The organism is Schlesneria paludicola DSM 18645, assembly GCF_000255655.1.
Classification (GTDB): domain Bacteria; phylum Planctomycetota; class Planctomycetia; order Planctomycetales; family Planctomycetaceae; genus Schlesneria; species Schlesneria paludicola.
Genome location: NZ_JH636435.1, coordinates 2,545,542 through 2,571,670, shown reverse-complemented (window position 1 = coordinate 2,571,670; position 26,129 = coordinate 2,545,542). Strand labels below are relative to the sequence as shown.

26 protein-coding genes and 1 tRNA gene are annotated in these 26,129 nt (G+C 55.5%); 20 read left to right on the top strand and 7 right to left on the bottom strand.

Annotated elements, in window-relative coordinates:
• Nucleotides 1-390 precede the first annotated feature (390 nt).
• The gene (locus tag OSO_RS0128870) at nt 391-771 is read left to right on the top strand and encodes a hypothetical protein (protein WP_010586453.1); all 381 of its coding nucleotides are present in this window, start codon (nt 391-393) and stop codon (nt 769-771) included.
• A gap of 457 nt (nt 772-1,228) precedes the next feature.
• Here the strand turns inward: OSO_RS0128870 and OSO_RS52720 are convergent, their stop codons facing one another.
• The 3 genes from OSO_RS52720 to OSO_RS0128850 form a co-directional block, all read right to left on the bottom strand.
• Entirely contained in the window at nt 1,229-1,390 is a 162-nt protein-coding gene (locus OSO_RS52720) for an ATP-binding protein (protein WP_083842984.1), read from the bottom strand.
• A complete protein-coding gene (locus OSO_RS48730; RefSeq protein ID WP_162130569.1) occupies nt 1,333-2,220 on the bottom strand; it encodes a sensor histidine kinase in 888 nt (295 codons plus the stop codon). The genes OSO_RS52720 and OSO_RS48730 overlap by 58 nt, the downstream gene beginning before the upstream one ends.
• Nucleotides 2,221-2,788: 568 nt before the next feature.
• The gene (locus OSO_RS0128850) at nt 2,789-3,376 is read right to left on the bottom strand and encodes a recombinase family protein (RefSeq protein ID WP_010586451.1); all 588 of its coding nucleotides are present in this window, start codon (nt 3,374-3,376) and stop codon (nt 2,789-2,791) included.
• Nucleotides 3,377-3,743: 367 nt separating this feature from the next.
• Between OSO_RS0128850 and OSO_RS52715 the strand changes: the two genes are divergently transcribed.
• From OSO_RS52715 to OSO_RS0128805, 6 genes are all read left to right on the top strand, one after another.
• Nucleotides 3,744-4,340 (top strand): CbrC family protein, encoded by a 597-nt coding sequence (locus OSO_RS52715; protein WP_010586450.1) that lies wholly within the window; start codon nt 3,744-3,746, stop codon nt 4,338-4,340.
• Between the two features lie 1,284 nt (nt 4,341-5,624).
• Nucleotides 5,625-5,939, top strand: coding sequence for a hypothetical protein (locus OSO_RS45560; RefSeq protein ID WP_010586448.1), 315 nt, complete (start codon nt 5,625-5,627; stop codon nt 5,937-5,939).
• Nucleotides 5,940-6,095: 156 nt separating this feature from the next.
• Nucleotides 6,096-9,389 (top strand): YCF48-related protein, encoded by a 3,294-nt coding sequence (locus OSO_RS0128820; protein ID WP_010586447.1) that lies wholly within the window; start codon nt 6,096-6,098, stop codon nt 9,387-9,389.
• A gap of 146 nt (nt 9,390-9,535) precedes the next feature.
• Nucleotides 9,536-10,093: an RNA polymerase sigma factor gene (locus OSO_RS0128815; RefSeq protein ID WP_010586446.1), complete on the top strand. Its 558-nt coding sequence runs from the start codon at nt 9,536-9,538 to the stop codon at nt 10,091-10,093.
• On the top strand, nt 10,074-10,850 hold the full coding sequence (locus OSO_RS0128810; protein ID WP_010586445.1) for a hypothetical protein: 777 nt from the start codon (nt 10,074-10,076) through the stop codon (nt 10,848-10,850). The genes OSO_RS0128815 and OSO_RS0128810 overlap by 20 nt, the downstream gene beginning before the upstream one ends.
• Before the next feature lie 61 nt (nt 10,851-10,911).
• Nucleotides 10,912-12,639: a hypothetical protein gene (locus OSO_RS0128805; RefSeq protein WP_157605509.1), complete on the top strand. Its 1,728-nt coding sequence runs from the start codon at nt 10,912-10,914 to the stop codon at nt 12,637-12,639.
• An 86-nt stretch (nt 12,640-12,725) separates the two neighbouring features.
• Here the strand turns inward: OSO_RS0128805 and OSO_RS0128800 are convergent, their stop codons facing one another.
• Both OSO_RS0128800 and OSO_RS45555 read right to left on the bottom strand, forming a co-directional pair.
• On the bottom strand, nt 12,726-13,226 hold the full coding sequence (locus tag OSO_RS0128800; protein ID WP_010586443.1) for a 6-pyruvoyl trahydropterin synthase family protein: 501 nt from the start codon (nt 13,224-13,226) through the stop codon (nt 12,726-12,728).
• Nucleotides 13,223-14,152 (bottom strand): triphosphoribosyl-dephospho-CoA synthase, encoded by a 930-nt coding sequence (locus OSO_RS45555; RefSeq protein ID WP_010586442.1) that lies wholly within the window; start codon nt 14,150-14,152, stop codon nt 13,223-13,225. The genes OSO_RS0128800 and OSO_RS45555 overlap by 4 nt, the downstream gene beginning before the upstream one ends.
• Before the next feature lie 140 nt (nt 14,153-14,292).
• On the opposite strand from OSO_RS45555, the gene OSO_RS0128790 reads away from it, so the two are divergent.
• Nucleotides 14,293-15,069 carry an SDR family NAD(P)-dependent oxidoreductase gene (locus OSO_RS0128790; protein ID WP_010586441.1) on the top strand — a complete coding sequence of 259 codons (777 nt, stop codon included), beginning with the start codon at nt 14,293-14,295 and terminating at the stop codon, nt 15,067-15,069.
• 39 nt (nt 15,070-15,108) lie between these two features.
• Here OSO_RS0128790 and OSO_RS0128785 read toward each other — a convergent pair whose 3' ends face one another.
• Nucleotides 15,109-16,866: an amino acid permease gene (locus OSO_RS0128785; protein WP_010586440.1), complete on the bottom strand. Its 1,758-nt coding sequence runs from the start codon at nt 16,864-16,866 to the stop codon at nt 15,109-15,111.
• Nucleotides 16,867-17,446: 580 nt separating this feature from the next.
• Here OSO_RS0128785 and OSO_RS0128775 point away from each other — a divergent pair.
• The 12 genes from OSO_RS0128775 to OSO_RS0128715 all read left to right on the top strand — a co-directional run bounded on the left by OSO_RS0128775 (nt 17,447) and on the right by OSO_RS0128715 (nt 25,400).
• Nucleotides 17,447-17,532, top strand: a tRNA-Leu gene (locus OSO_RS0128775).
• A 45-nt stretch (nt 17,533-17,577) separates the two neighbouring features.
• On the top strand, nt 17,578-17,835 hold the full coding sequence (locus OSO_RS0128770; protein WP_010586438.1) for a hypothetical protein: 258 nt from the start codon (nt 17,578-17,580) through the stop codon (nt 17,833-17,835).
• 55 nt (nt 17,836-17,890) lie between these two features.
• A complete protein-coding gene (locus OSO_RS0128765; RefSeq protein WP_157605508.1) occupies nt 17,891-18,103 on the top strand; it encodes a helix-turn-helix domain-containing protein in 213 nt (70 codons plus the stop codon).
• Nucleotides 18,104-18,154: 51 nt separating this feature from the next.
• Nucleotides 18,155-18,757 carry a terminase large subunit domain-containing protein gene (locus OSO_RS0128760; RefSeq protein ID WP_010586436.1) on the top strand — a complete coding sequence of 201 codons (603 nt, stop codon included), beginning with the start codon at nt 18,155-18,157 and terminating at the stop codon, nt 18,755-18,757.
• Nucleotides 18,758-19,125: 368 nt separating this feature from the next.
• A complete protein-coding gene (locus tag OSO_RS0128755) occupies nt 19,126-20,286 on the top strand; it encodes a site-specific integrase (protein ID WP_010586435.1) in 1,161 nt (386 codons plus the stop codon).
• Nucleotides 20,287-20,455: 169 nt separating this feature from the next.
• Complete coding sequence (locus OSO_RS0128750) at nt 20,456-20,728, top strand: hypothetical protein (RefSeq protein ID WP_010586434.1); 273 nt, start codon at nt 20,456-20,458, stop codon at nt 20,726-20,728.
• 92 nt (nt 20,729-20,820) lie between these two features.
• Nucleotides 20,821-21,027, top strand: coding sequence for a carbon storage regulator (locus OSO_RS45550; protein ID WP_010586433.1), 207 nt, complete (start codon nt 20,821-20,823; stop codon nt 21,025-21,027).
• A 451-nt stretch (nt 21,028-21,478) separates the two neighbouring features.
• The gene (locus tag OSO_RS52130) at nt 21,479-21,832 is read left to right on the top strand and encodes a hypothetical protein (RefSeq protein ID WP_029247590.1); all 354 of its coding nucleotides are present in this window, start codon (nt 21,479-21,481) and stop codon (nt 21,830-21,832) included.
• Complete coding sequence (locus OSO_RS50140) at nt 21,811-23,127, top strand: 5'-3' exonuclease (RefSeq protein WP_237729372.1); 1,317 nt, start codon at nt 21,811-21,813, stop codon at nt 23,125-23,127. Before OSO_RS52130 ends, OSO_RS50140 begins: the two co-directional genes overlap by 22 nt.
• Before the next feature lie 2 nt (nt 23,128-23,129).
• Complete coding sequence (locus tag OSO_RS0128725; protein WP_010586431.1) at nt 23,130-23,471, top strand: ASCH domain-containing protein; 342 nt, start codon at nt 23,130-23,132, stop codon at nt 23,469-23,471.
• Nucleotides 23,472-23,506: 35 nt separating this feature from the next.
• Nucleotides 23,507-24,535 carry a hypothetical protein gene (locus OSO_RS0128720; RefSeq protein WP_010586430.1) on the top strand — a complete coding sequence of 343 codons (1,029 nt, stop codon included), beginning with the start codon at nt 23,507-23,509 and terminating at the stop codon, nt 24,533-24,535.
• A 208-nt stretch (nt 24,536-24,743) separates the two neighbouring features.
• Complete coding sequence (locus OSO_RS0128715; RefSeq protein WP_029247588.1) at nt 24,744-25,400, top strand: hypothetical protein; 657 nt, start codon at nt 24,744-24,746, stop codon at nt 25,398-25,400.
• A gap of 105 nt (nt 25,401-25,505) precedes the next feature.
• Here OSO_RS0128715 and OSO_RS0128710 read toward each other — a convergent pair.
• The coding region (locus tag OSO_RS0128710; RefSeq protein WP_010586428.1) for a hypothetical protein at nt 25,506-26,129 on the bottom strand (624 nt) is incomplete at its 5' end.

Below are 26,129 nucleotides of genomic sequence, written 5' to 3'. Positions count from 1 at the left end.
AACTGCGGGAAACTCGAACCACCGCACTGTTCTCAGGCTCAGCCGACCCGGTGGGCGCTTTGGTACTGTTTGGAGCCTCCGACCCGGTGGGCGCTTTGCCGGTGGGCGCTTTGGTATCGTTTGACGAATTTTCGGCCAAATGACGCCGAACTGCGCCTCGAGATACACCCAGCGACTCACAGATTGCACGCTCGGAGAGTCCGTTGTCGTGCAAAGCCTTAATCGAAAAGGACTTGTCCATACTCAGTTGATAAGCCATCGTCTTTCCAGTGGTGGGTTTCTACGAAAAGAAACCACTACTGCAAAACAAAAGCCCCTTTGTCTCAACTGGTACCGTTTCAAGCGCCCTTCACTGGTACTGTTTCAGCGCCCACTGACACGTGCTTGGGTATGGCCGGGTGGGTGCGCAGTCTTCGCATGGTGGATGGAGTTTTTTATCAGCAGCCGGAGCGAAATGCGGAAATTGGGGTCTCGTCCTACGAATCCGCAATCTACTTCTCGAAGCTCACTCGCCACTATCAGGTTGCGGGCATCCCGTCATTTTTGTGGAGCAGTCATCCTGGATCTCAGCCCGGACTGATCTTCGCCTCACCCGACTTACAATGGGGCTGGCACTTGTTCGGAATGGGAAGTTGCCAATGGAAACGAGTTGACGCCGAAATGAACGGCTTCGCGATTCCCTATTGGTTGTTCGTTGTCCCTCTTACACTGCTCTCGGCTTGGTTGCTACTCAGCAAGCCAAAACTGCCTGTTCGCAGCCTGTTGAAGTAAGGGGGCAGACGCCTTGGCATCCACGATGTCATGGCGATTTCTAATTTGGTCGAGGCGAGTCCTCGTTACTTCAATAGGCGGTAGATCCGCACGTGACTCGCAAGCCACGCCGAAACTCGGGTGATTGTTGTCGCCGCCGTCTTGACCGATGACGGCTCAAACACGCTCATCGCTCCGCCCCAGTGTTGCTTCTTACAGAGTGTGATCTGCGTCAGGTGGCCTTGTACAAAGAGGCCAATTCGCTCACCGTCTTCAGGCCACGAATCGCATCTAGCGCCACCTTCGCCTTAAAAGCCCCATTGAATATTCGTCGCTGTCGAGGCATCGTTTTCTTGCCGAGTTTTGCTCGCCACGATGCCTCTTATTTTCACCGTTCCAAACCCCTTTTTCCATCTAAACCGGTGGTCCGAAAAACGGGGGCCACCTAATCACTGTTTCAAGAAAATTCGCTTGTGCGTTAGGCGAGAGGCAGCATGAAAAGGACTTCAAGCCCCGGATATGCATTCCGAGCAGCGATGGTGCCGTGATGGAGATGTACTGCCCGTCGCGCGATCGACAGCCCTAGTCCCACTCCGCCACTATCACGGTTTCGGTCGCAATCGACACGCCGGAATGGCATAAAATCTCGGTGATCATCTCTTCGGGCACGCCGCTGCCATGATCACGAATCGAAACAGCGGCATTTCTTCCATCACGCAATAAGTTAACCGTGATTTTCGAACCGAAAGGGGCGTGGCGAAGAGCATTGCTGAGGACGTTTTCGAAGGCCCGACGAATTAATTCTGACTCACCGCGGATGAGCATCTGGGGTTCAAGGGAGATCAGTGCAATGCTGCATTTTTTCGATGCTGCTTCTAGCTGAAAATCGTCAATGGATTCCAAAATGAGATCGGCGAGTGAAATATCGATGGTCGTCCGCGAAGCGATGTCGCCCTCAGCTCGCGTCAATTGGAGGAGTTGATCAACAAGTTCCGCTAAGCGAAAGACTTCTCTGTCCACGCGCTGAAACGCTGGTTCGGCAGCTTCGTTATTCCGGGCAAGATCCAGTGCAAATCGAAGTCTGGTCAATGGTGAGCGAAGCTCGTGGGAAATATCCTGCAGCAAGAGCCGTTCAGCCGTAAGCAGCGATTCTATGCGTTGAGCCATGTGATCAAAGGCGCGGCCGAGTTCGCCGAATTCATCTCGCCGGTTGAAGTCGACGCGAATGTCTAATTTCCCGCTGCCTAGTTGCACCACTGCGTTCTGCAATCGTTTCAGAGGTCGCACGATATTGACTGCAAACCCGTAACCCATCGCGACAATCAACACTAAAATCCACGCAAAGTAGGGTAATATCTCCCATCTGCTGAAAGGAGGGGGGATTTCGATCAGCAGACGATATTGTTCATCGTTCGATCGTCTCTCAACGACGAAATCTCCTCTCAGAACATTCGGATTCGATTCGAACAATTGAGCTCGTTTGGATAATGCGGAAAGGTCTCGATCACCGGGCAAGTCTCGATCTTCCCCATTGACAAGGTAGTGCTTCCCTCGAAATAACACGTCAAGCCGTGCCAAATACTCCCGCAAGGCCTCTTGGCCTTCGTGGTGAAGTATGCGACACGCTGTTTCCAACTGCAATTGCTGGCTTCGGGCGACTGAAGTCTGAATCAGGCCTTCTGTGCCTTGATCGTTTGCCAATGCGATGGGCTCTTGATGCGTCCATCTCGCGTCTGCGATTTTTCGGAGCGCACTGATACTCAAATGATGTCGCATTGATGCCTAGGATGACGGTGACTACTTACGATGGGTGATTTGAAGGTGCTGTTCTTGTCGACGCGAGCATCGCGACCCAGCTATCGGTACCGAGTCGAGCAGATGCTGCCGCGTTTCGCACGCGCGGGACACGAATGCGAAACCCCTTGCTTATTCAATCACCGCTGAATGCCCTCAACTTGCCGATTGATGTCCTGCACATCATCGCTGACACGGACATAGTAGGCCCCAATTCCCTTGTCCAAATCAAATCCCGACATGATTATGCTGCTTCCCTGCCGACATAGCGAAAGACTGTCCGCTCACTGATCCCCAGTGCGGTGGCAATCTCAGCCGCAGACGATCCCTTATCACGAAGTTCAATGGCTCTCTTTGGCTTGGCTTTCGTGGTCCCGAATTGTCGGCCTTTGTAAACACCTCGTTTCTTGGCGACTTCAATTCCTGCCAATTGACGTTCTTTTCTGTATTCCCATTCGATTTCTGCCAAACCCATTAAGAGGGCGGCAAGGGTGCGACCAACAGCCCCATTGAATTCAAGCTGTTGAGTGACAACGACGATTTTCAAACCTCTTTCGGCCCAATCCGCCAATGTCGTGATGCCATCTCTCAGACGACGTGAAAGCCGGTCCAGTTTCCACAGGATTACGGACTTAACCTTGCCGTGAAAGATGTCGGCCTGCAATTTCTCGAAGGCAGGCCGTTTCATCGTCGTGCCTGATTCCTTGTCGGCATACCATTCGACTTGTTTCGGGTCGATCCCGTTAGCGTCCATCCATTTTTGGATTTCGGCCCTCTGGCTGTCATCCTTCTGGTGGCGACTGGAGACTCTTACGTAGGCAGCGATGGACATGATTTTGGAATTCTTTTCTTGTTCCGCATCATGATATCGGCTTGAATTGCGAATGACAACTAGGGTAAGGTCTTGTTGTCATGCCTACGTCATTCTCAAAGTCCCGTTGTTCAATCGTTTTCTTGAGCCAAAGCTGGCTAGACTCTATTTGTCAGTAAGCGAAGCATGCGGATGAAGACATCCCGCTAAATTGGGCCGGGTAACTTTCGAGGACAGATCAGTGTCAACATTTTCTGAACTTGGGATTCCGTTTCCGCTCTACGAAGGGCCAACGAATGAGGCACAGGGATACACCGAGAATTCGACTTGCATAGCCTGTAGAAAGACTTGTCACCATTGTTTTCAGTTAGGTATCGGTTGTGCGGTAATGCTTCGATGTTCAGCTTGTGGAGTTGAAAACGGGCTTGATGCCGATGATCGAGTTGACGTTGCATGCCGATCATGTAAGGCGATCATTTCATTCCCTGAATCAACAGCCGACGACATTTTCATTTGCTATTCGTGCCTCCGTGCTGGCAAGGGAGCACTCACTCAAGACACGGAATTCGGAATGGTGTCATGGGATGAGGCATTTGAGGGTGTAACTCACGGCGTTCCGGGCCTAAAAACGCTTGAGTTTGAACTTGTCCCGAGCAACTCTACCGATGAATGGTATGGAGTGCGAATTCCGAGTAAATATCTGTTCGAACTGCTTCGCACGCCGTCGTTCGTCACATGGCAAGGAGAGCAATGGCTTTTCTGCTGCAAGCAACCAATGACTTATGTTGGCGAATGGGCGAGCCTGATGAAATCGCCGAATCGACCTCATGATCCCAAGTCATTCTTGGATCAGGTTCTGGACGAGGACGAACGGACAAAATCTTCAGTTCAGGCCGCTGTCCTCGCAGGGTCTGGAAGCGTTTGTGTTTACGTATTTCAATGCAAGTCTTGCAACAGATTTAGATCATCTTGGGATATGGACTGAGAACTTCGAAATTTGCGGTTGAAGCACACTTTTAGCTGCTTTGTGGCCAGTCATGGAAAATGGTTTCGGTGGCTTGAACGGCTTGGCGTGCAACTTCTTCCGCTGTTCGTCAGTGCATGGCAAAGAGTTGATGCGAGGCATCCCCTTCAATGGTGGTCGGTCAGGCAAGAACAGCCCTTCGTCTCGACGAGCCAGCCATTCTGAAAATTTCATGAAACCCATACACGTATGTAGCTGCCGGACCTTCAAAACAAGAAAGGACACCACATACCTTTGTATGAAGGCAGGGGGTGATGGAACCGGAATTATCAGATTCTCGTTTGAGATCGGCTATTAAAAATTTTGCAACATGACTGCGGATTCTGCCACAAGTTGTAAAACGAGCCGACTTGGCCGTCCCAGTGTGGGAGCTACAGCAACACTCCAACAATCATCGCAAAACATCGGCGGGCCAAGGGTTAGGCGTATGAACAGTATTTGGGCCGAAATCGGGTTCAATTGACGTTAATAGCCATTCGGAGTCGCATGTTCTTCGGCCCATTGGTCAGTTAATAGCGTATCAATCCAGTTTTGCACTCCCTGCGAATTCGCCGAATATCCGTAGGATCGTTCGATCTTTTTCAATGGAATACAGCCGCCAAGAAAATCATAAACGTACTCCGACACCCTCGGTTCGGATATTGTCAGATCGAATCCAATGGAGCGTCCGCGATGTACTCCGCGATGAACACCAACGGCAGTGCCATTCGCGTCAGGACTCATTGCTTAGATCTCGATTGTTGATTTCCGAAAAGCGGCCCTGTGGGCAACCTCGATTTCTCAAGGTCGATCGCAAGTCGAGGCGCATGGAGGGATTGTTTGATTCACTCTACGGACCCGTGACGGTGTCCTTTCTTGAGCATGTGAATCCCCACGGGTTGACCGCCCTCTCCGTTTGGCTACTGCTCCGCAAGCCGCGACCGCCTGTCAGGTCCGCACATGACTCGCAAGCTGTCCCAACAGGTTTTGCCAAAACCCAGATGATTGTTGTCGTTGGGGGGCTGGAGAATGGGAGTGTGAGTTTTTGCGTCTTCGAGCGGCATCTTCAGGACCAGTCTTCTAAACGTTTGGAAGATTGCGTCGACTTGGTCCTGACATCTTTGGCGGCGAGCGTATCATCAGACTGCTTTTGTATGCAGGAGTCTTTTTTACGCAGGAATGCGGTCACGGTCCGCGATGCTCGGACGGCCGCAGGATCAAACGAGATCAAATCTGATCTCATGCCAACAGTGTTAGGGTGTTGTCATGTCGTGTTTCCCCCGCGATTTTCGTGATGTGCCTGGGGACAGAAGTGCTCTCCCCTGCACTGCATATCCACTGGAAGGCGTCTCGATTCAGGCGAAATTGCGGGCAGAGAAGGCAAAAACAGGCGGGATGATGGTCAAGACGCTCAAGATGTCCAAATTGAGCTGGATGTTGAGAATGCATAACATGCTTGCTGGTAATGGGATATGGAATAAGATGATCAAGGCGATCACGTTGATCACGAAATCCGGGGCCGGAGCTCGATTCGAAAATGGCAATCTGAGCAAAAAAGCAGCGGGAACTGGTGTCCGGTGATTCTGCCGCCGTGGAACTCCCCTTCTGTAAACCTCGAAAAGTCCTAAAATCCTGGCTCAAGCCTGAAATTGCCAGAATCGCTGTGTTCTTGGCGGCTGGGCTCGGGCATCGCGACGGATCGCGGTCGTTGTTGGAATTTACCTATCGGAGGCGGTCATGCAGGGATGCGTTCCGCGATGTCGCGCTGTCTGGATTGTCCTCTGTTTGTCCTTCTCGCAGTGCGTGGCCAGTGCGGCCGACACTCCGCTAGGTTGGATCGACGATGCCCAACTGCATGACGTGCAGTTCGTTGGATCGAAGCTCGTGTTTGCGGTCGGCGAACATGGGGCCTGCTGGAAGTCGGACGATGGCGGGCGGCGCTGGACGCGACTGGATTGTGGATTCGACGGCTCCTTGCGAAGCGTCTGTTTTCTGAGTGATCAGATTGGCTGGATTGCCGGTCGTGAGGTCGCCCCCTTTCCAGAACTCAACAGCGGCGTGTTGCTGATGACACGCGACGGCGGGAAAACCTGGGAACGTCAGAACCGGACGGGATTGCCCCTGCTCTCCTATGTCAAATTCTTCGATCTGGAATCGGGCGTCATTGTCGGGCAACCCACGGCAGCGGCACCGGCCGGGATGATGACATCCGAAGACGGGGGAAAATCCTGGCATGCCGTTCAGGGGCAGGCCTCGCGCGAATGGCTCGCAGCATCCTTCCCGCAAGCCGAGCAAGGCGCGGTCGCGGGGGCGAATGCGCAAGTCTCGTTGTTTGGCAATGACCAGTTGTTCGAATCACAACTTTCAGCACGCGGCTATCGCTCGATTCGCGCGTTGAACATCCTGCCGAATAAGAGTGGCTGGCTGGCGGGTGACGGGGCTCTGGTGATGCAGACGACCAACGGTGGTCTGGTCTGGGACGCTCCCCCAGGTGATCTGCCGGACGAATTGCGTGAGAACATGGATTTTCGCGCGGTCGAGGTGAAGGAGGAAAATGTCTGGCTGGCGGGGTCTCCGGGCAGTGTGATCTGGCACAGTCCGGACGGTGGTCAGCATTGGGAAAAGCAGTTGACGGGACAATCCACACCGATCGCGGCCGTTCGCTTCTCGAATCCTCAACAGGGAGTTGCCGTCGGAACCTTCGGCCTGATCCTGCGAACGGAAAATGGCGGAAAGTCGTGGCAAGCGGTCCGAGGCGACGGACGACGTGTGGCGCTGCTTGCCTTGCACGCACGCGCGGGGCGGACGAGTGCGCCGCTGCTCGCGAAAGTCTCGGGCGAACTCGGGTATCGCAGCGCGGTCTGGATCGCGCAGCGGGAGGATGTCGGGCCATTGGCTGCGGGAACGGACGGTCCGCTCCGTCTCAACTCGGCGGTGCAGAAGTGCGGCGGCAATGCTGCGGAAGTGCACTGGCAGTTGCCTTTGACCCTTCCGGGCGTGGAGTATTCTGCGACTCAACTGACGGAAGAATGGCAGAAGCAGACCGAAGGCCGATTGCCGCAAACGTTGCTAGGGGGGCTCGTTCGCCAAATTCGCACGTGGCGACCAAGTGTCATCGTCATTGATCAACCTTCACCCGACGATGCCGCCTGCCAGTTGCTGTATGACGCCGTCGTACAGGCCGTGGCCCAGGCGGCGGATGCCACACGGTATGTGGAGCAGTCGGACGTCACGGGCTTGACGACATGGAGTGTTGATCGCGTGTACATGCGGCTGGCTCCGGGAGCCACTGGCGATGCTCATGTCGATCTCGACGAATTCTTACCGCATTTGAAGTCATCCACCCGAATGGCCGCCGGTCCGGCCGTGGCGTTGCTCCAGGCGCGGCGCGTGCCGCGTAGCGAAGAAGTGGACTCATCCCTCATCGCCTATCGTCGGCTGGGGATCGAGGGACAAAAAGGTGACGCCGGCTCGGTAGGCGGTGGGCGGGGCGGAACGGTGCAACGTTCGCGCGATTTCTTCGCGGGTCTGTCGCTGGCGCCGGGTTCCGCCGCCTGTCGTGAGGCCTCGCCCTTTGATGAACGCGATCTGGAACGGATGCAGAAGATCGTGCGGAAGCAACGTGACTTCAGCGCGTACACGAAGAAATCGCTGGATGATCCCCGGATCGCCGGGCAGATGGTCGGGCAGATCAAGTCTGTTGTCGAGGGGATGGATTCTGCGCAAGGAACCGCCCTGCTCCGTGATCTCGCCGATGAGTATCGCAAGCGTTCTCAGTTTGAACTGGTGGAAGCGACGTATGTGGAATTGATTCGACGATATCCGAAAGAGCCGGGGGCTCTCGATGCGATGCGCTGGCTGGTCCAATTCTGGTGCAGCAGCGAGACCGCCTGGCAACGGTTGCGACTAATGACGTCCAATTCGACAACCAGCCTGTCGAAGTTGGACCAGCGAACTGAGTACGTTCAACAAACGGCGGGCGAGACCATGCTGGGAGACAACGGGCTTCGGCCCGCTGTGGTTTCCGGTGATGCGTCGGTCCTGCAAAGTCGAACCACTTCGGGCAGTCCTGTCCGACTGAATGCGGCGTTCGATCTGGGCGGCGATGAACGTCCCAAAAACAAAAAGGACAGCAAATCGGCGCGATTGAAGATTGCTCCTGAAGCCGATTGGAGGACGGGCGCGGTCGGGGAATGGCATGACCGCGCGGGCGAATTGGCGAAACAGCTTGAATCAGTTTCTCCCAATCTCTTCCGCTCGCCAGAAATTCAATTCCCGCTGGCCGCGATGCGCCGCACGCGGGGATCGGCACGAGCTGCCGATGCGATTATGCGCAACTTCATGTCGAGCCACATGAGTCCAGAAACGCGGGAACTGGCAGAACGCGAGCTATGGACCTCGTTTGAAACACCCGAAACGCCAAGTGCTCTCGTGACGTGTCGCTCGACTGCCGTGCGTCCTCATCTGGATGGACTCCTTTCGGACCCCTGCTGGGAGGAGGCGACCGAGATTCCATTGAGTGATAAACCGATTCCAAGGCGTTTGGTCGACGAGACTGCCGCGGCCGCCTACGGAATGTCATTATTTGCGTATGACAGTGAGTTCCTTTACGTGGCCTGTAGTTTCCCAAGACCGCCAAATGCGAAACGTGAGAAAACGCAGCTCCGTGGTCGCGAGCATGATGCGGATCTCACGCGTCAGGATCGAGTTACCATTCGACTCGACATCGATCGGGATTACTCAACATGGTACGAATTCCACATCGACGAGCGTGGCAAGACGGCGGAAAGCTGCTGGGAAGATCGACGCTGGAATCCAAAGTGGTACGTGGCTGCGGAAAACGACCAGACGCACTGGCGTACCGAGGTGGCGATCCCCTGGAGCGAGCTGACGCCCGTAACTCCCCGCCCAGGAACGATCTACGCTGTCTCGATCCTGCGCACGATTCCCAATGTCGGTTTGCAAAGCTGGACGCATCCCGCCATGCTGCAGCCACAGCCAGGTTCCTTCGGACTTCTGAAGTTCGAATAACGAAGGATTTCGAGGCCGAGTGGGAAAACGTCGAGATTTTACGAGGCTTTTTCGAATTACCGTTCGTTTTGCGTCGACGAATCATCCTTGCCGTTTGAAACGGGTCGGCCGCAACTTGGGTATGGATTAAGGAAAGGTGATTGGCGGTGGACGACCGAGATCTCGTCGAACGGTGTCTGTCCGGTGACCAATCGGCCATTCGTGCGTTCGTCGAGCAATTCCAACGGCTCGTTTTTACCGTTTGCCTTCACCGTTTAAGGAATCGCGAAGACGCCGAAGATGTGGCGCAGCAAACTTTTGTCCGGGCCATTCGTCATCTTCGGCATTGGGATTCTCGTCGACCTCTCAAACCGTGGATTTTGACGATTGCGATTAATCGATGTCGAACTCATTTGTCACAGCGTAGTCATCAGACGCGGACGTTTGATCCGAGCATCGATCGTCCCGCAAAGGATGCTCGACTTCAGAATTTAGACCTTGGCGAAGAACTGGAACTGGCACTCTCCAAACTTCGTGAAGAATATCGAACATGTTTTGTCCTTTTTCACCAGCAGGAACTGAGCATCACTCAAGTGGCCGAGATTATGAAAGCTCCAGAAGGAACGATTAAGACCTGGTTACACCGGGCTCGTCGTGAGCTGTCAGAACTGCTGGTGGATCGAGGTGTTGTCACAAAGGAAGGTTATGAACTGCGTCGAATTTGAGTCCGCGGTCGAGTCCGCGGTAGAAGAACGACAACCGCTCGCGGAACATGTTTTCGAACATGCGTCTGCGTGCGCGCAGTGCCGAACGCGATTGAGTCTTGAATATCAATTGGATCTGGCGATCGAGTCGTGGCGATCGAACGAACAACCGTCCGAGGGGTTCGTCGATCGAATTTTGGCCGAGCTATCTCAGCCGGTGTGGAATGACGACTCCGACTTGGATGACATTCTCGCCACGCATGATGCGTCGCAATTAGAACTGGCGTCTCCGACGTTGCCATCGAATCCGAAAATGGAAACTGCCGTCGCGCCGGAGGCAATAGAAAAGGCCGTTCGTCGGTCGCATCAGATGGCGTTGTCATCCGTGGTGGCCTGCTTGCTGTTGGTCGCCGTGACGATGTCGTTCCTCTCGAACGTGCAGCACGGCACGTTTAACGGCCTGTTGACATTTCATCGTATGCAGCCGCTGACGCATGATGAACTGGCGATGCTGGATGTCTCTGACACGATTGCAGAAGTGTTCTCTGATCTGAAGTCGGGTTATCGTGAAATGGCAAGTGAAACCTCCGTGGCCGCGCGGGAAATTGTCGAGGCGATTCCTGATATGGCTGCTCCACCATTGCCCGCGGCGGATGATCTTGATCTATTGCCCGATTCCAGCGATATGAAGCGACTCTGGCGTCCGATCGGAAGTCGGGTTTCGACCGCGTTGGGGTTCCTTTGGCAAACAGTTCCGAGCGAAATTCCCGCAGGTTAACGAGGAATGAAGGTGTGCGATGTCGGCGGCGTCAGTCAGGATCGTGATGAAAGGGAATTGGATGCGAACCCGAATACTCACATTTCTGCTCGTCGTATTGTGTCGAGTGACCACGTCGTCGTCGGCCGAAACGCTGTCGGTTCTCGATCTGGTCTCTGACGAGGTCGCGTTTTGTCTGGAGATCCCCGATCTCGATACGAAATGGACGGAACTGGACAAGAGCCCGCTGATGGCGCGTTTACGCGCCTTTCCAGCCATTCAGAAGGTCCTGGACGGAAATGGTTTTCAGCGCTGGATGACGCTGAACGACCTGACGGAAAAAAAGTCTGGTCAACCTCTGTCCATGTATCTGCGTGCACTGTTCGCACGATCGGTGGTCGTCGCCATTTATGTCCCGCCCCAAGGTGCTCCCCAGGGGATTCTGGTGGGTGAAGCGCGCGATGCGGCCGCTATTCAGGAATTCTTCCAGACATGGAATATGCTCGAGCCCAAGCATGTGACCACAACTCGTCTTCATCGGGGTTTGCGCTACAAGCATCGGAAACGCCACGCCGACACGGACGAAGAACTTTACTTTGCTTCTTCGGATCGTTGGTTCGCCATCACCGATCAAGAGGGGTTGATCCAGGGGGTGATTGATCGATTTATCGTCGCGACCGCGACGACGCCCGAGCCGTACGCCGCTAACACGCTTCGGTTCTCTCCTGCGTTCATCCGGAATCGTGCGCGATTGAAACCCGGATGTGCCGCGTACGTGCATATCAATGCGCGTCCTTGGGATCGTAGTCTGCAAGAGTTTTCTCAGGCCGAGAATGATCCGTTGGGACCTGCTGCGATCTGGAAAAACGTCAGTTGTGTTTCGGCCAGCGTGAGTCTCAAAGACGGGATCGTCTGTGATTCGATTGTGGATCTTGATTCGAAGTCATTGCCGAAATCATGGCCTCAGTTTGTTGCGACCGCGAAGGCGGAACCCTCATGGAAGGGACGATTGCCCGCCGACGCGATTCTCGCGGTCAGTGGTCATCTCGAATTGGCGCCACTCGTTCAATTGGTGATTAATCAGATCCCTGCGGAAAGCCGGGCGGAAATTGCGAAGATTCGACGTGTGGCTCAAAGCTTCCTGCGGGGACGTGACCTGATCGACACGGTCCTTCCCGCCATGTCGCGAGATTTCAGCGCGTTTCTGGTCACGCGTGCTGATGCTCAAGGCAAAAAGGTCGTCGTTGATGGCGCATTTCGCTCCCATCTGAATGCGCCCGCTGATCCACAAATGGTTTCGGATATCTCGCGCGGTATGGAAACGACGATGACGCTTTTGGCCGCTTATTTCAGCGCCGATACGCAGAACATCGTAGTTGCCTTTCAAGATCGGAATGAGAGCGAATTCATTGGCTGGCTCTCGGAATCGGCGCCGATTCCTCTCGCCTGCGGGGTGAAGCAGAATGATCTGTTCGTCGCTGGTTCGCGCGATCGCGCCGTTCAATCGATGGACTTGAAAGAACCCAGCTCGGACAACCCCCGGTTAACGGAACATGCGCGCCGCTACTTCCCTCATGCCAATCAGTTGATCTGGCTTGATTCGGTTCAGGCGCGGACGGCGATCGAACGCAATGGCGGCGACCTGGCACAGTTTTTCTCGTTCGGTGCGGCCGATGCCATGCCGCGTTGGTTGTCGCGATTCGAACAGTTAAGGCCGACGTTGGAATTGGTCGACTCGTTGTTCGTCGCAGCCAAGATCGAGATTGATCATCTGCATATTACATTTGGCGGCGGCCTGGATACGAAGTGATCCAATCCGTCGCACTGTTTGATGGCATCACGCATAGTGAGTGCCTTGCTTGAGTGCTCGATGTCCGACGCCGTGAATTGCCGCCATCAGGCGTGCATTGGTATTTGACAAATCGCCCACTGACCAAAGTTTTCTTCGATTTCGATGGTCAGCGTTTCCAGGTTCGCGGCACCCGCGTGAGTCGCCAGCGTTTGCTTTAATTGAAACGCCATCCAACGCGCGATCAATTCGGCGGTCGTATTGGCGACGGGAAGCAAGACACAATCTTCGCGTGGAAAGACCCAGCGGCGAGATTCAAATGTTGCGGTGACCTCTCGATCGTCGGATGTCACGTGAATGGCCGGATGCTGTGTCGGAAGCAGCACATGGTGGTCAAGTTCATTCACCAGGCGCTGGGTCGCGTCACGAAGTGCGATAAAGTCAAACACATAGCTGTTTTCGTCCAGGGGTCCAGCCACCTCCACCGCGGCTCGCCAGTTGTGTCCGTGCAGACGCTCGCAAATCGTTCCATTGAATGTGATGAAGTGTGCGGCGCTAAAGACGAGGTGATCTTTGGTGACGCGGACACGGTATTTTTCAGAGGTCATAACAAATCTCGGCAGGGTTCGCTTGAAGGACGATTGATATCTGGAGTTGTTGATTCTATCCGAATCATGGCGGCTCGTTGCTGAATTTCTTCCCGCGTGGGAGGGTTCAGTTGCGCGTCGCGGAACGCGGAGAAGAGCGTTGCGGCAATCAAGTCGGCCGTTGTGCCTGGGTTCCGCCGGTGTCCGTCGGCGCGTAGCCATCGATCAAACTCTTGCAACTTGAGATGGTCGAGCCGTCCACCGATTTCTGTTCCCTTGAGCAATGCATCAGCCCGCGCCGAGGCTTCGGTTGCCATAACTGATCCGCACTTGCGGGCGATGAGCGTGTCCGGTTGACGCGACATGAGCCACACGTGCAGATAGATTGTTGCCGCTTCCCAGTCCGCCAACTGTTGCCAGATCTCAAGGAGCTTCGATCTGGCCGCAAAGACAAGTTCAAAGTCGCTGACGTATTGATGTGCAATCGCGTCACGGTCTGCGGCCAACATCATCGCCTCGCGCAGGGTGACGGTGGGCTTGGCATGGATGTCCTGATCCGAGACTTTCCCCATGCCGCCTGGTTGAGCCAACTGGATTGCGGCATAGACCCATTCGGCGTCTTCAACGGTGGTCGATCGCAGGACGTCACCGATACCGTCCGCCAAGGGACGCTCGCGTGGCACGTGGGCGAGCGGCGCCAGCAAGAAAATGATTCCAAGATTGACGTTTGTCCCCGTGGCCTGACGTGTGGCCTGGACGGCGTCGTAAATCGCACGTCCCAACCCTCGCGACCGAGTGAGCGCCAGTGGTTCGCCGATCACCTGCGCGGCAGCGGTGAAATCTTCGTATCCCAAATCGGAAAAGTGCGCCGCGGGGTGGACGTTCCCCGGCTTGCGGGCAGTCGCTTCCAGCAGGCAGGCCAACTCAATTTGTTCAGCAACGGTCACTGTGGAGTCCTGACGGGACAAAACATCGAAGCGAGTCTATCATCTCGACCTGGACGGTGGCTCGCCATTCATCATGCATCGAATGCTTGCACAACCCCGCTAATTGTCATGAGCTGACATGGATCATACAGGATTTCATTGTGACACCATTTTCGCAAACTCGCTTCGATCTGACAGGCCGTGCGGCGCTCGTGACGGGAGCCGGTGGCGGAATTGGCCAAGCGGCCGCCGTCTCGCTTGCTGCGGCCGGAGCTGTGGTGGGGATCCATTTTCGGTCGAATGATGCAGGTGCCCAAGCCACATTGGCCGCGATCGAGGCGGCCGGAGGACGCGGCGTCCTGTTGCAAGGTGATTTGACCCGAGAAGACGATGCCAATCGAGTTGTGGATCAGTTTGTTCAGCAGATCGGGCGGCTGGACGTGCTGTTCAATAACGCGGGAGATCCCCTGACCCGTTCCTCGCTGGAGCAATGTCCGACTGACCTGTGGATGCATGCGTTCCAAGTGAATGTTCATTCGGCGTTCCTGATCACCCGTCGAGCCATACCGCATCTAAAGGCATCGGGACGCGGAAGCATCATCAACAATCTGTCGTTGTCGGTTCAAACCGGCGGATCAGGTGGAGCTGGTCCTTACGCGGCTGCGAAAGGAGCACTTCAGGTCTTTACGCGAACCTTATCGCGCGAACTGGCGCCGCTGGTGCGTGCCAATTGCATCATGCCCGGAGTTGTCGAAACCCGGCATCATGAGCTCTTCAGCACGCCCGAAAAAATGGAAGACTATCGTCGTCAGACACCGCTGGCGAGAAACTCGACCTCCGACGAGATCGCCCAGTCGGTGTTGTTTCTCGCTTCGGATGCTTCAAGCTTCATGACGGGTGGAGTGATCGACTTGAATGGAGGCCGCTTCCTCCGGTGATCATCGTCCTGGTTGCCGCACGCTCATGCATGTTTCGACTCACGCATGAATGAGTAGCTGCGTTCGATCAGGCAGGTGCATGGCAATCCCCTGAATGACGTCACCCTTCATGGTTCGCCACAACGTGCCTCGTTTCGTCGTCCCGACAATGACCTGGCTGACACCATACGTGACCGCGAAATCGACAATCGTTTCGGCAATATTGTCCGCCACCGTATACAAGAAACGAATCGGAACTCCGGCCGCTTCGGCTTGCTCCTGAATCTGCTTTGCTGCCTTTTGGGCATCATGATCATTCGCGATGTCAGCACGATGTGCGGGGCCGATCATGGGGACCGCAATATGTCGAACATAGAGGAATAGAACCTCGGCATGAAACGATTTGGCTTGTTCGAGTGCGAACGCGATCAGCTTCGGGCTACCCTGGGTTGCGACAAGGAAACGAACTTGATGAGTCGGATTCTCGATGGCCGCTGGCGTCTTTAGGTCGATGAATTGCCCGACGAGAGATGTGACCGTTCCGCCGATTGCTTCGCGATGATGTGTTAACCAGCGTGCGGTCATCCCGATGGCCACAATGACCCCCGCGAAGATCAGCGCGTGCGGTTTCTCGTAGGCGATGGAAATCCAGACCGCGATCATCAGGACAGCCAGCATCCCCATGATGATGCGTTCCCACTTTTTCAGTGGCAAATTCATGGAGGTGACGCAACTGCCCAGGTTGACCGCGACGGCTCCGACAACACCAATTGCGTATAAGTCGGCCAAATGACCAACGTCAGGCACGATCAGCACGGTGATCAGCGGTACGCCGACCGCGATCGCCAGCGGAATCAGCGGCATCCCCCATCGATTCAATCCCGAAAAGGAATGCGGAAGTTCGCGATCGCGGGCCATCATGTATTGAATACTGACCAAATCGGTCACGGCCGTATTGACTGCTGAGAGCAGCAGTAACGCGAAAACGATCGAAGCCACTGCGGCGAACGTCGGGCCGACGTAATACGTCGCCAGCAAACGCAACATATCATCTCGATGTGCTGTGTATGCGTTGGCGGGGTTGCCATCGCCCAGAATATCCAGAGGGATCGCCGAGACCGCCAAGGTCAGGAACAGGTTCAGAATGACGATCTCAATCAAAACGGGCCAAATCGCGCGTCGCGCCGTTTTCTCAACCGGTTCGACCATGATTCCCGTCATATTGGCGACCGCTTCGACCCCGGAAATGGCGAGGATGATGCCCGTAAACTGTGTCCACCAGCTGATTGGTGAACCCGTTGGAAGTGTCACATGCGCGTGAGGAAGCCAGGGGATCGACGCCACCCCGATTATGAGACTGAAGATGATCGTTAACACGGCCGCGACAAGTGCGGCGGTACCGCCCTTCGTCGGGCCAAAGACATTGACGATTCCCAGCACGGCAATACTGGCTGCCGCGCAAAGGGCGGGATATGGGACATCCAGATAGTGAAACGCGTCAAGAGCGGAAAGCGCGGCTGTGACGACATAGTCGGCACCCAGGAGTAGGGCTCCAAAGACCGCGAGCGATTGTGATTTGTGCTTGGCGGAGGAATAGACACCGCCCCCATCGGGGTAAAGTCGGCAGATGACCGAATAGGCCCAGCCCACGGCGACCAGCAGACAGGACATTGCCAGCATGAACCAAAGAGAGGCATGCCCAGCGTGCATGAAACAGAGACCCAGGACATACAGCCGACTGGTTCCCCAGTCGCCGAAAAGCATCGGCCCCGCATGATACCAGTGCAACTGGCGCGGCCGATTCCCCTGTACCAACATTAAAGATCTCCTGGAACCGCGACGCAGAATGAATCGCCGAGGCCGGCCCGACCAAGGGAACGGAAATCACGAGGGATCGATGTCACGATTGTCATCAGTGCGTTCGTCCATCATCCTCGACTTGCCTGCAGGGCCAGCACCGGAAGCGGGATGCCCCATCCTCGCGCCGACGACCGTCGAATCCATCACCAAGGTGACTTCCCCGCTCCGCCGCAGTCAGGCGGACTCAGCAGCGTCGCAATTTGAAATGTGGTGACTGCGCTTCTCGCCCGAAGACTCTATCAGGAATGATTTCGATTGCGAAGCAGTCGGATCGACATCCCCTGGCAATCCTGTTTCCTTCCTCAAACATGTTGCGGACGGTCGAGTCGACTGCTGGCCCGACGATTGCGGCTTTTCCAGCGCCGCATGCAGGGCATAGATTCGCCTGTCGTCGAGCGTCTGCGAGACGTCATCAGTGATGTGACCGTTGCTGCCGGCAAATGGTGCACGAGCGGCTCAGAGAAAAATCAACTCATTTTGATTGTCTCAGGTATCTTGCGAGGAACCCGTCCCGACGCAACAATCGGAGCGCCCTTCTGGCCGAGTGGCGAAACTGGCAGACGCACAGGACTTAAAATCCTGTGTCCCGATAGGGACGTGCGGGTTCGAGCCCCGCCTCGGCTAATGACCGACTTTAGAGCGGCGGAATGAAGCCGTTGGGAGTGTGCTATGACCAAAGTCGAATTTCAATTTCAGGTCAAGATTCCCAGTGGACCTGACGTCGCTCGCAGAAGCGTCGAACTATCGGAAGTTCCGGTAGTTGGTGACTGCGTTGAAATTCTGAAAAACGAACTCGCCCATGTGGTCGAACGCACATTTCTTCTGAATGGCGTTGTCAGAGTGAAGCTGGATGAGCGGGAGGATTGCAACGCATCGCAGACTGCGATGCTGCGGGAGGCGGGCTGGAAGTTCATCGCAGACAACTGATGTAGAGCACGTCTTGCAATTCAACGTTCTCGAATCAATACTCGGAGGCATGGAAGTGGCACTGTTAGACAAATTGTTCACCGTCAAGGAAGTGGCTGAGCTGCTCGGGAAGAGCACGAATCAGATCAGCAAGCTTTGCCGCGATATGCGAATCGGAACGATGGCCGCAGGAGTGCGATTCCTCGGTGCCAGCGACGTCGAAGCGCTAAGGGATTATCGCGACCAATTTGGACGCAACCGGCGATCGAAGATTGATGGCCTGGAGTAACAACCGATTGCACTATAACATTCCGCCGAACCCTTGACCCAAGGAGGCGGAATGGATCTCTCTCAAGCGATTTTGCAAACCTGCGACGAACCTCTTCCCGATCTGAGCGGCAGATATTGCCATGCGGGACTCGACTACGAATTGAACGAGTCGCTTCGAAGCCTCTACCTGTGCTTCCCTTTCGGCTATGGCCAATTTGCGTTTGTCGGCCACAATTTCGCAAACAAGCAGGCTCGCGATCTTAAGGCGGAGCCGTATTTCAATTGGCTCGCCGATGGGCGACTTTGGCCCAATTCGGGTTGGTGTGAGACGAACAACTTTCTGGTCCAAAGCCATGATTTCACGATCAAGTCGATCTCTGTCGATGCGTATTTGAGTGGAGAGCCCCCCTACACTCTCGGTGCACCAGGGCCGCGAGTGAAGCACATTGAGATGCGGCAGATCTGGGAAGCGCATTCCCACTTCATCCGATTGCTCAAAGATGGCCGAATCGTACATGGGGGCGATCCGATCTTGGAATGGTCTCTCGCGAACGTCAACTTTGACAAGACGAGTACTGGCGCACTGAGGCAAATCAAGAAGCCCGGCGCTGATTCTGCGGCACCGTTCGCGGCCGCGATGAGGGCTTTCGCTGGTTGCATCTACGCAGAATAATTGTGGACCCGCTTGCTTATAGAGTGATGACACTATAAGGTTTCGCCCATCGGACGGGCGGTTGGTTAGCACTTGACGCCCGCCCTTCGACAGGTCGGGCGTTTTCGTTTTGGTGACATTTGTTTCCGTTGCGGAAAGTCAACGCTTCGTCGCGACCGAGTAAACGCGAATGATCGTGGCGGCTGTCAAAACTCTGATGTCGAAATGCCTCAGACGTGAAATCCGAAACCGCCAATTTCGAACATTGAGGCAAGTTACAGAATCTTAAGGACGCGTCGCCCGAAGGGCGGCGAAGTGGAGTGCGAGCAGGATGGCTCATCTTCAGACAATGGTGCGAATCCCCCCGCACAACGAAGGGATGACATTCTATGAGTGCGTTGCTCGACACCCCATTGAGCAGGCCGATCCTAAGACTCTGGACCGAAGACGAAGTCGAGCAGTTCAAGCCGCCCGACGAAAAAGCACACAGGACATCAGATCCTGTGATGATTTGGACTTTGCGAAATGTTCTCAATCGTTTGCAGGCCGCATGGCCGCATTCCTGCAAAGACGGGACTTGGCGACAGTATTCCGCCCTGGTGAATCACTGGGAGCGTTTTTGGAACGGTGCCGGACCCGAGGTTTCGAAGGTGAGTCCAGCCGAGTTGCTGGCGTTCTTCGAATCGGTCGAAGAATGGGGCACGCGGCGGAGTTGGGAAAAGAATCTCGTGCTGCTGACGAAGCTGTTCAAGTCGGCTTGTCGAGCAAGTCATCGCAACAAGGAAGGCGTGCCTCGGGAGATTCAAGCGCCGATCTCGTTCGACGATGTGCCGTTCATCACCATTCCCGAAGAGGATTGGTTTCGCGCGAATCGTCAGCCTGGCAAACACCGGACTGGCGGACACACGCCCAAGCGTCGATCAACGCTCACATTGGAAGACTTCCAAAAGGTGATCGATGCGTGCTGGACGTGCCCAGGGATCAAAGATCCCGTCTATTGGGAAACCGTTCACGCTTGGATCTGGTTCTCTGGCATGCGGATCGATCAAGTTCGGTCGCAGTTGCGATGGTGTACCGATGGAAAGTCCGAAGGGATCGACCTGCAGTCGCAATCAATCTACACGCACGAGCCCAAATGCGGCGGCGAAATTGTGTTTCCGCTCGCCCCATCGCTCATGCCGGGACTGCTCACGCTCTTCCAACGGAAGAAACGTTCCCAGTTTCAGCCGTACGTTTTTTATCAATGGGGGCTGACAACTCCGCATCCCTTCTATGCGATTTGGAAACGAATTTGGGAACACGCCCTGCCCTGCTCCAACGCCGCCGAGCGCGAACACCGTCACTTTCTCCCGCACGAGCTGCGGTCCGTCTCAACGACGAACTGGGATATGAGACCAGATCCGGACAACAAAGCCGGATGGATGATCACGGGGCACAAGCCTGCCGACGTTCGCACTGCCGCCTACTTCGTGCCTGGCGACGAACGACTCAAGCAAATTGTCCAGCGGTTCCCAATGCCGAAATTGTGGACTCCGCGGCTCTCGACATAGCGAAGGATCACTTATCCCCCGGCTCGTTGCCGGTGGGGGTTCGTCCGGCGACCACAAGCGCCGGACGAGTTTGAATCACTTCCCGTTGACTCGTTGTCGACGGAACGCGGCCGGGCTTCGAGCACGGTCCGGCCGCGTCTGCTCACTCTTGATCAAGGATGGCCGAGCGATGTTCGAAGGATGGGCGAGCGAGTCACAGTACTGCGTCGAAATTCTAACCGAAGTCGGCATCGGGCTCGTTTGCCTGGCGGTGAGTCTGATCGGTTGCGCCGTGATTGATCGTTTGCTGTTCGGTCGACGTGCTCGCCGCATGTCGCGAGCGGATCAGATCGAAGAGTGTCTTCGCTTCATTTCAGAATCTGAATCTTCCCCCGTTGACGGCGAAGCCAACGGGACGTCTGGCTGCGGAGACGCAATCGAGCGCAGCCAGGCCGCCTATTGACACGGTTGGCGGTGCGTTGCCGCTGATCGCCTGGCCGCGTGTCTGACAAGCGCGGCCAGTTTTCTCTGATCTCTCATTCAAGGATGGATGCAATGCTGGTTTTGACCCGCAAGAAGAACGAACGGATTCGGGTCGGTCCCGATATTTGGGTGACCGTTGTCGAGCAACGCGGTGACAAGGTCCGTCTTGGAATCGAGGCACCGACCGAAATTCCCATCCTGCGGGAAGAGGTTATCCCGCAGGAACTCTCACACGTTTCGCAGGAGGATGATTCCGATGCAGGAATTTCTGGCCAGTGATGCCGTTGCTTACTTCGTTTCGATCGGATTCATGACGCTTGGGGTTTGCTTGTTCGTCATGGGTTTGGTGGGGCTGAAATCAGTCTTGTGATTCGCGGGGGTGTGTGGCCCTTGCCCGCTCCGCCGACGTCCAATCCTTGATGACGTGTCACGGATGATGTTGGAGGATCCTTCTTGAACTCAATGGAGTGAGTCATGACCGCGCTTTTGTGCGAACTCACATTTGTCGAATCGGACAATAGCCATGTGGTCTATCCGGTCGGCACTCCATTGCACGAGCCACGGTCCGGAACGATCGTCGGACCGATGGCCGATCTCATGAAAGACTGTCAATCGGCCGCGCATCGTGTGAATAACGAAATACCAGACCAGTGCGTCGTCATGTTCCTTGGTGGTCGACCTCGTGCTGTCTATCGATCTTCATTCGATTCCACATGGAAGGCTCAACCAAATGGAAAGTCCTCAGTTCATGATTTACATGCTCGAACAAAGGGCGTGGAAACATATTCACGGCCTCAAAGCATTAGAGGATCTGAAACGCGTGGCGGCGCTTCGAGGCAGACAACCAGTCCCGCCCCAAGAATGGCGAGTGATCTCACAAAGTCGAGTAGGTCCGAGGACGTACGAGTACCGGTGCAGTTCTCTGATGGACCTGCATTATGCGATGGCGTTTGCGGAACAAGCCAAGTCGGAAGCGCCCAAGAATGCGACGATCACCGTCGCGATCGACATCAAGCAGGCAGTGCTGATGTCCGGGTTCTACGCCGCCTTGAAGCCTGCGGAATCATCTGCGTTGTTGACCTGAGCAATCTGATTCACACGGCCTGGCACGCGGGAGCCCCATCGCAGATCCACGCCGTGCGTTCGATGTTCGGGACGATCGCGAACATCATTGAGCGACTCTCGCCGGAATACCTTCTGTTCGCGGCCGATGATGGCCACGTCGAGCGAACGAAGCAGTATCCCGAGTACAAGGCCCATCGTCCACCAAAGCCCGAAGGACTTCAGGAACAAATTGACCTTGCTGAGCGTGCGCTTGAGGCGATTGGCTGGCCGGTCATCAGGGCCATCGGCTGGGAAGCCGACGACGTTGTGGCGTCTCTTGCGACGCAGTGCGGCCATGCGGCTGCCGGTGTGGTGATTGCATCTCGCGACAAGGATCTGCTGCAACTCGTCGGCTCCCAGGGGGTCAAGGTCTATCACCCGTGGAACGCGGGTACATTTTTTGGTCGGGCTCAGGTTTTGGAAAAATACGAAGTGAAGCCCGAGCAGTTCGGGGACTATCTGGCACTCGTCAGTGACAAGACGGACGGCGTGCCAGGTGTCAAAGGGATCGGACCTAAGAAGGCCGTCGAGCTGCTCGGCAAGTATGGCAATCTTTCGACGATTCTTGAGGAGGCCAGACTGTTACGGATCATCGGGGCGACGGGCAAACAACTGCGCGAGCAAGCCGACGCAGCAAGGCTGTCGCGTCAGCTCGTCGAGCTGCGTCGCGATATCCCCCTGCCGTTGGATTGGCAGGACTGGCCCGCGATCGAGCCCCGGGCCGGCTGGGTCGAGGCGCTGCGATCGATGGGGCTGGGCGCAGTGGTGCAGCGGCTCATGGAAGTGATCCCGTCCGCTGGTCGAGTGCGATCGGGGCAAGCGGCGATCAAGCTCGAATGGTGTCAGATCGAAACCTGGTACGTGGAAGCAAAGCTTGAGCCAGTTACTTTGCCTGACGACCGCCTAGGCGATCCCGAATCTTCCCTGCGTCAATCTGTGACCGATTCCGGTTTCGTCGATGTCTGCGATATCTTTCCGCGAATTGCCGGAATGGCATCGGATTATGCCACGTGTGTGAACCACTACGGCGGGGCCTGGAACGTCGACAAGGTCACTGGCCGACCGACCGTGTGGGCATTTGAAGTCAATCGATTTGTGATCCCGCCGCGGGCGATCGAAGAAATGGGCGAGGCGTTGAAACGCGGCGATGAAAACCTAGCCCCAATATTGGCGAAGCATGCGGCGAAGGCGAAGCGTCCGAACATCGCCACGATCTCAGTTGCGGCAGTCATCACTGAGTCCGAGGAATCAGTTCCTCAGGGGAGTTTGTTCTGATCATGCGAAACATCTCGTTTGCGCTCACGACGCCACAGTTCCGAGCTCGTGAGAAATCGGTGACACGTCGGCTGGGTTGGGCATCGCTCGCCGTAGGTCAGTTGCTCTGTGGCGTTGTGAAAGGCATGGGCATGAAGCCCGGTGAGAAGGTCGAACGGCTTGGCGTGATTCGAGTCATCTCGGTTCGACGCGAGGCGCTCAGTGACATCACACACGAGGACGTCGAGCTTGAAGGCTTTCCGACGATGAGCCGCGACGAGTTCATCACGATGTTCTGCAATTCTCACACGCGATGCACGCCGGAAACGGTCGTGACGCGGATTGAATACGAGTACGTCGACTGACCGACGTTCAATGACACGAATGGAGTCACTGTCAAATGAAGCAATTACCATTTCCCGACTATCCACATTCAGAGCGTTACAGCAACTTCGATCGGGACTTCATCGACCTGCTGCTGAAGCTTGGCGTGCCTGAGACGCTTGGCGCTGCTGCGTTTGCCTTGCTGGTCTATGTGGTCCGGACCGAGGACGCTCGACGCTATGGCGACGCTCCGTCGTTCTGGATTGGGTCGATGGCCGATCGCTGTGGCCTGCATCGCAACAACTTCAAGAAGTATCTGCAGCGGTGTGTGTCCGCAGGATGGTTGCATTGGGAAAAGACGAGCGATCGGAAGATTGGAATCGCGTGGGTGACGGTGCCGATGCGGTTTGAATCCGAGCTCAAGAGCTCGCGCAGTTATGGTGCTGATCGTGAACTCGTGCAACGAATCGTTGCACAAACCAGTGCAGAACATGTTGCACAACCTATTGCACGATCTGTTGCACCAACCGTTGCACCTTCTACCCTAAGTACTAATCCCTTCTCCTCCTCCTCAGACGAGTGGGTGATGGTGGAGAATGAACTTTCGAATTCAGGAATCAATTGCATCGATCAAGTCCTGATCGATTGCCGGAAGCATGGCCTGACGCCGTCAGACGTGCTCGCTCTCGTAGCCTGGTGGCGAGAGCACAGAGAGGGATTCGCCTCGCCCGAGGGAGTTCTTTTCTGTTCCCTGTCCAAGGCGCGTCTGCATCTTGAAACGGGGAAACTCAGGACGGACCTTGGGAGTTACTTCCCGAAGGTCTCCGCGGACTTTCTGCAGCGTGCTCAGTCCAGACGTCGGGCTGAGCACGACGCGGAAGCCGCCCGCAAGCGTGATCTCGAAGCCAAGGCCGTGGCTGCGTCAGCGGACACGATGCGCCAGCTCGAGCTCGACTTCGGCGATCAGCTCGACAGTCTTCCGATGGACGAAGTTCTGAAGCTTTGTCGAGATGACTTCACTCGTGAAATGGTACGTCGGAACGGCCGTCAGGCCCCGTCCGTCCGGGTCACTCTTTTGAAAGCCCTGGCCAGCCAAGCCAGTTGAAAGGAGGCCCTGATTTGCGAGTTTGAATCAAGCGACGTCGTACTTGTGCGACGCCCGCCCAAGACGCGTGTTGCATCTACCGATCAGATCAACAGATACTTGAGATCCTCTCAGGATCGAGCTCGGTCGCGAACGTGACTACTAAAGATCATCGGATATTGGATATCATTTGCTATCCAGCTAGTGATTAAACAACAAATGGAGCCCAATGATGTCCGAAGACACGCCTGAGCGTATTCCTGAAGGACCACGGAAGATCAGAATTGTCGGCCGTCCGTTCCTGAAGGCCGTTTTCAAGACTGACGAACAAGCAAAGAGCTTTTTTTGCCGACAGAAGATTGGGCATTTTAAACGCCACATAGATGAGATGCATGCCAGGGAAAGAGAACTTGAATCAATCATCATACCAGGCAATGGTGAAGCAAGTACATTTATCTATAATTTGTTGAAAGAAGCGCGCGACCTCTATGTCGACGGGTACTTTTACGGCTGCATTGCGATTTGTTGTGTTATTTCCGAGCGTGTCATGAAAGATTTGGCAAGAGACAGCATTCGGATTGCGGATAGTCAAGGGATTCGTAGTCCTAGTGACGAAGCACTTGAGAAGCTGGAAAGGGTTGATTTTAGGACTCTTTGGGAATTCCTACTCAAATGCGGAATAATTTCGAAAGAGATTTCGAAGGTAACGCAGAAGCTGGCAGAAATGCGCAATGATTACCTGCACGGTAATGGTGCCAACACACAGATTGACGCCAAAGAGGCAATTACGAATCTTACAAAGATTCTTAGAGGAACTGTGGCCAATTTTAACAATTACGATTTCCGTGAGGGTCACTTTAGATCGTACCAAGGGCCGAAAAAGTAATCGCTTCGAAAATCGAATTCGTTGGCGTAGTCAGTGAGATCCTGAAAGTCGATAAGCATGGGCGGCATGCAGTCAATTCGCGCCGAACTAGGTTGGGAGTTTGGATCAGCCGATGCGGGCCGTCACCGTGACGCGGCCGTTGACTGTGGTTGTGTGTGTCTTGCCTGATTTGGTGAATCGCAGGACGCACGTGCCGTCGACGCCTGTCGGCAACGATGAGGATTGAGCGGCGGTCATGTCGAAGTAGATCGGCAGTGACCAGTCGGTGATCGCGGTGGCGGTGACCACCACGACTCTGCCAGCGACGTCGATTGCCAGTTCTGGCGTCCAGCCGACCAGGCTCGCATTGGGGCACGGGATGGGAATGCCAGTACCCGTGGCGGCCTCGTAGGTGTCGCCCTGGACGAGTGGCACACTCAAACTTCCGGAATCGTCCACCAGGCGAACCGATGTCACGTCGACACCAGTCAGGGCGTTTCGCAAGGCGATCACGCCGCCGGTGGAAATTCCGGTCAGGGTGCCTTCGCCAGCGCTCGTGGAGTCAATTGCGTCAATGATTGCGGCCTGAGCGTCTGCGACATCGGCCGGCGTGGCTGGTGTGACGTAGGACGCCATGAACGACAGCCACGCCACCAGGACGGAACCGGCCTGGGTTGATCCGGTGATGACCGTCGACCAAACCGCTGTGGCAATCGCACTGGCCGCTGGGATCGACAAGCTACCGATCGC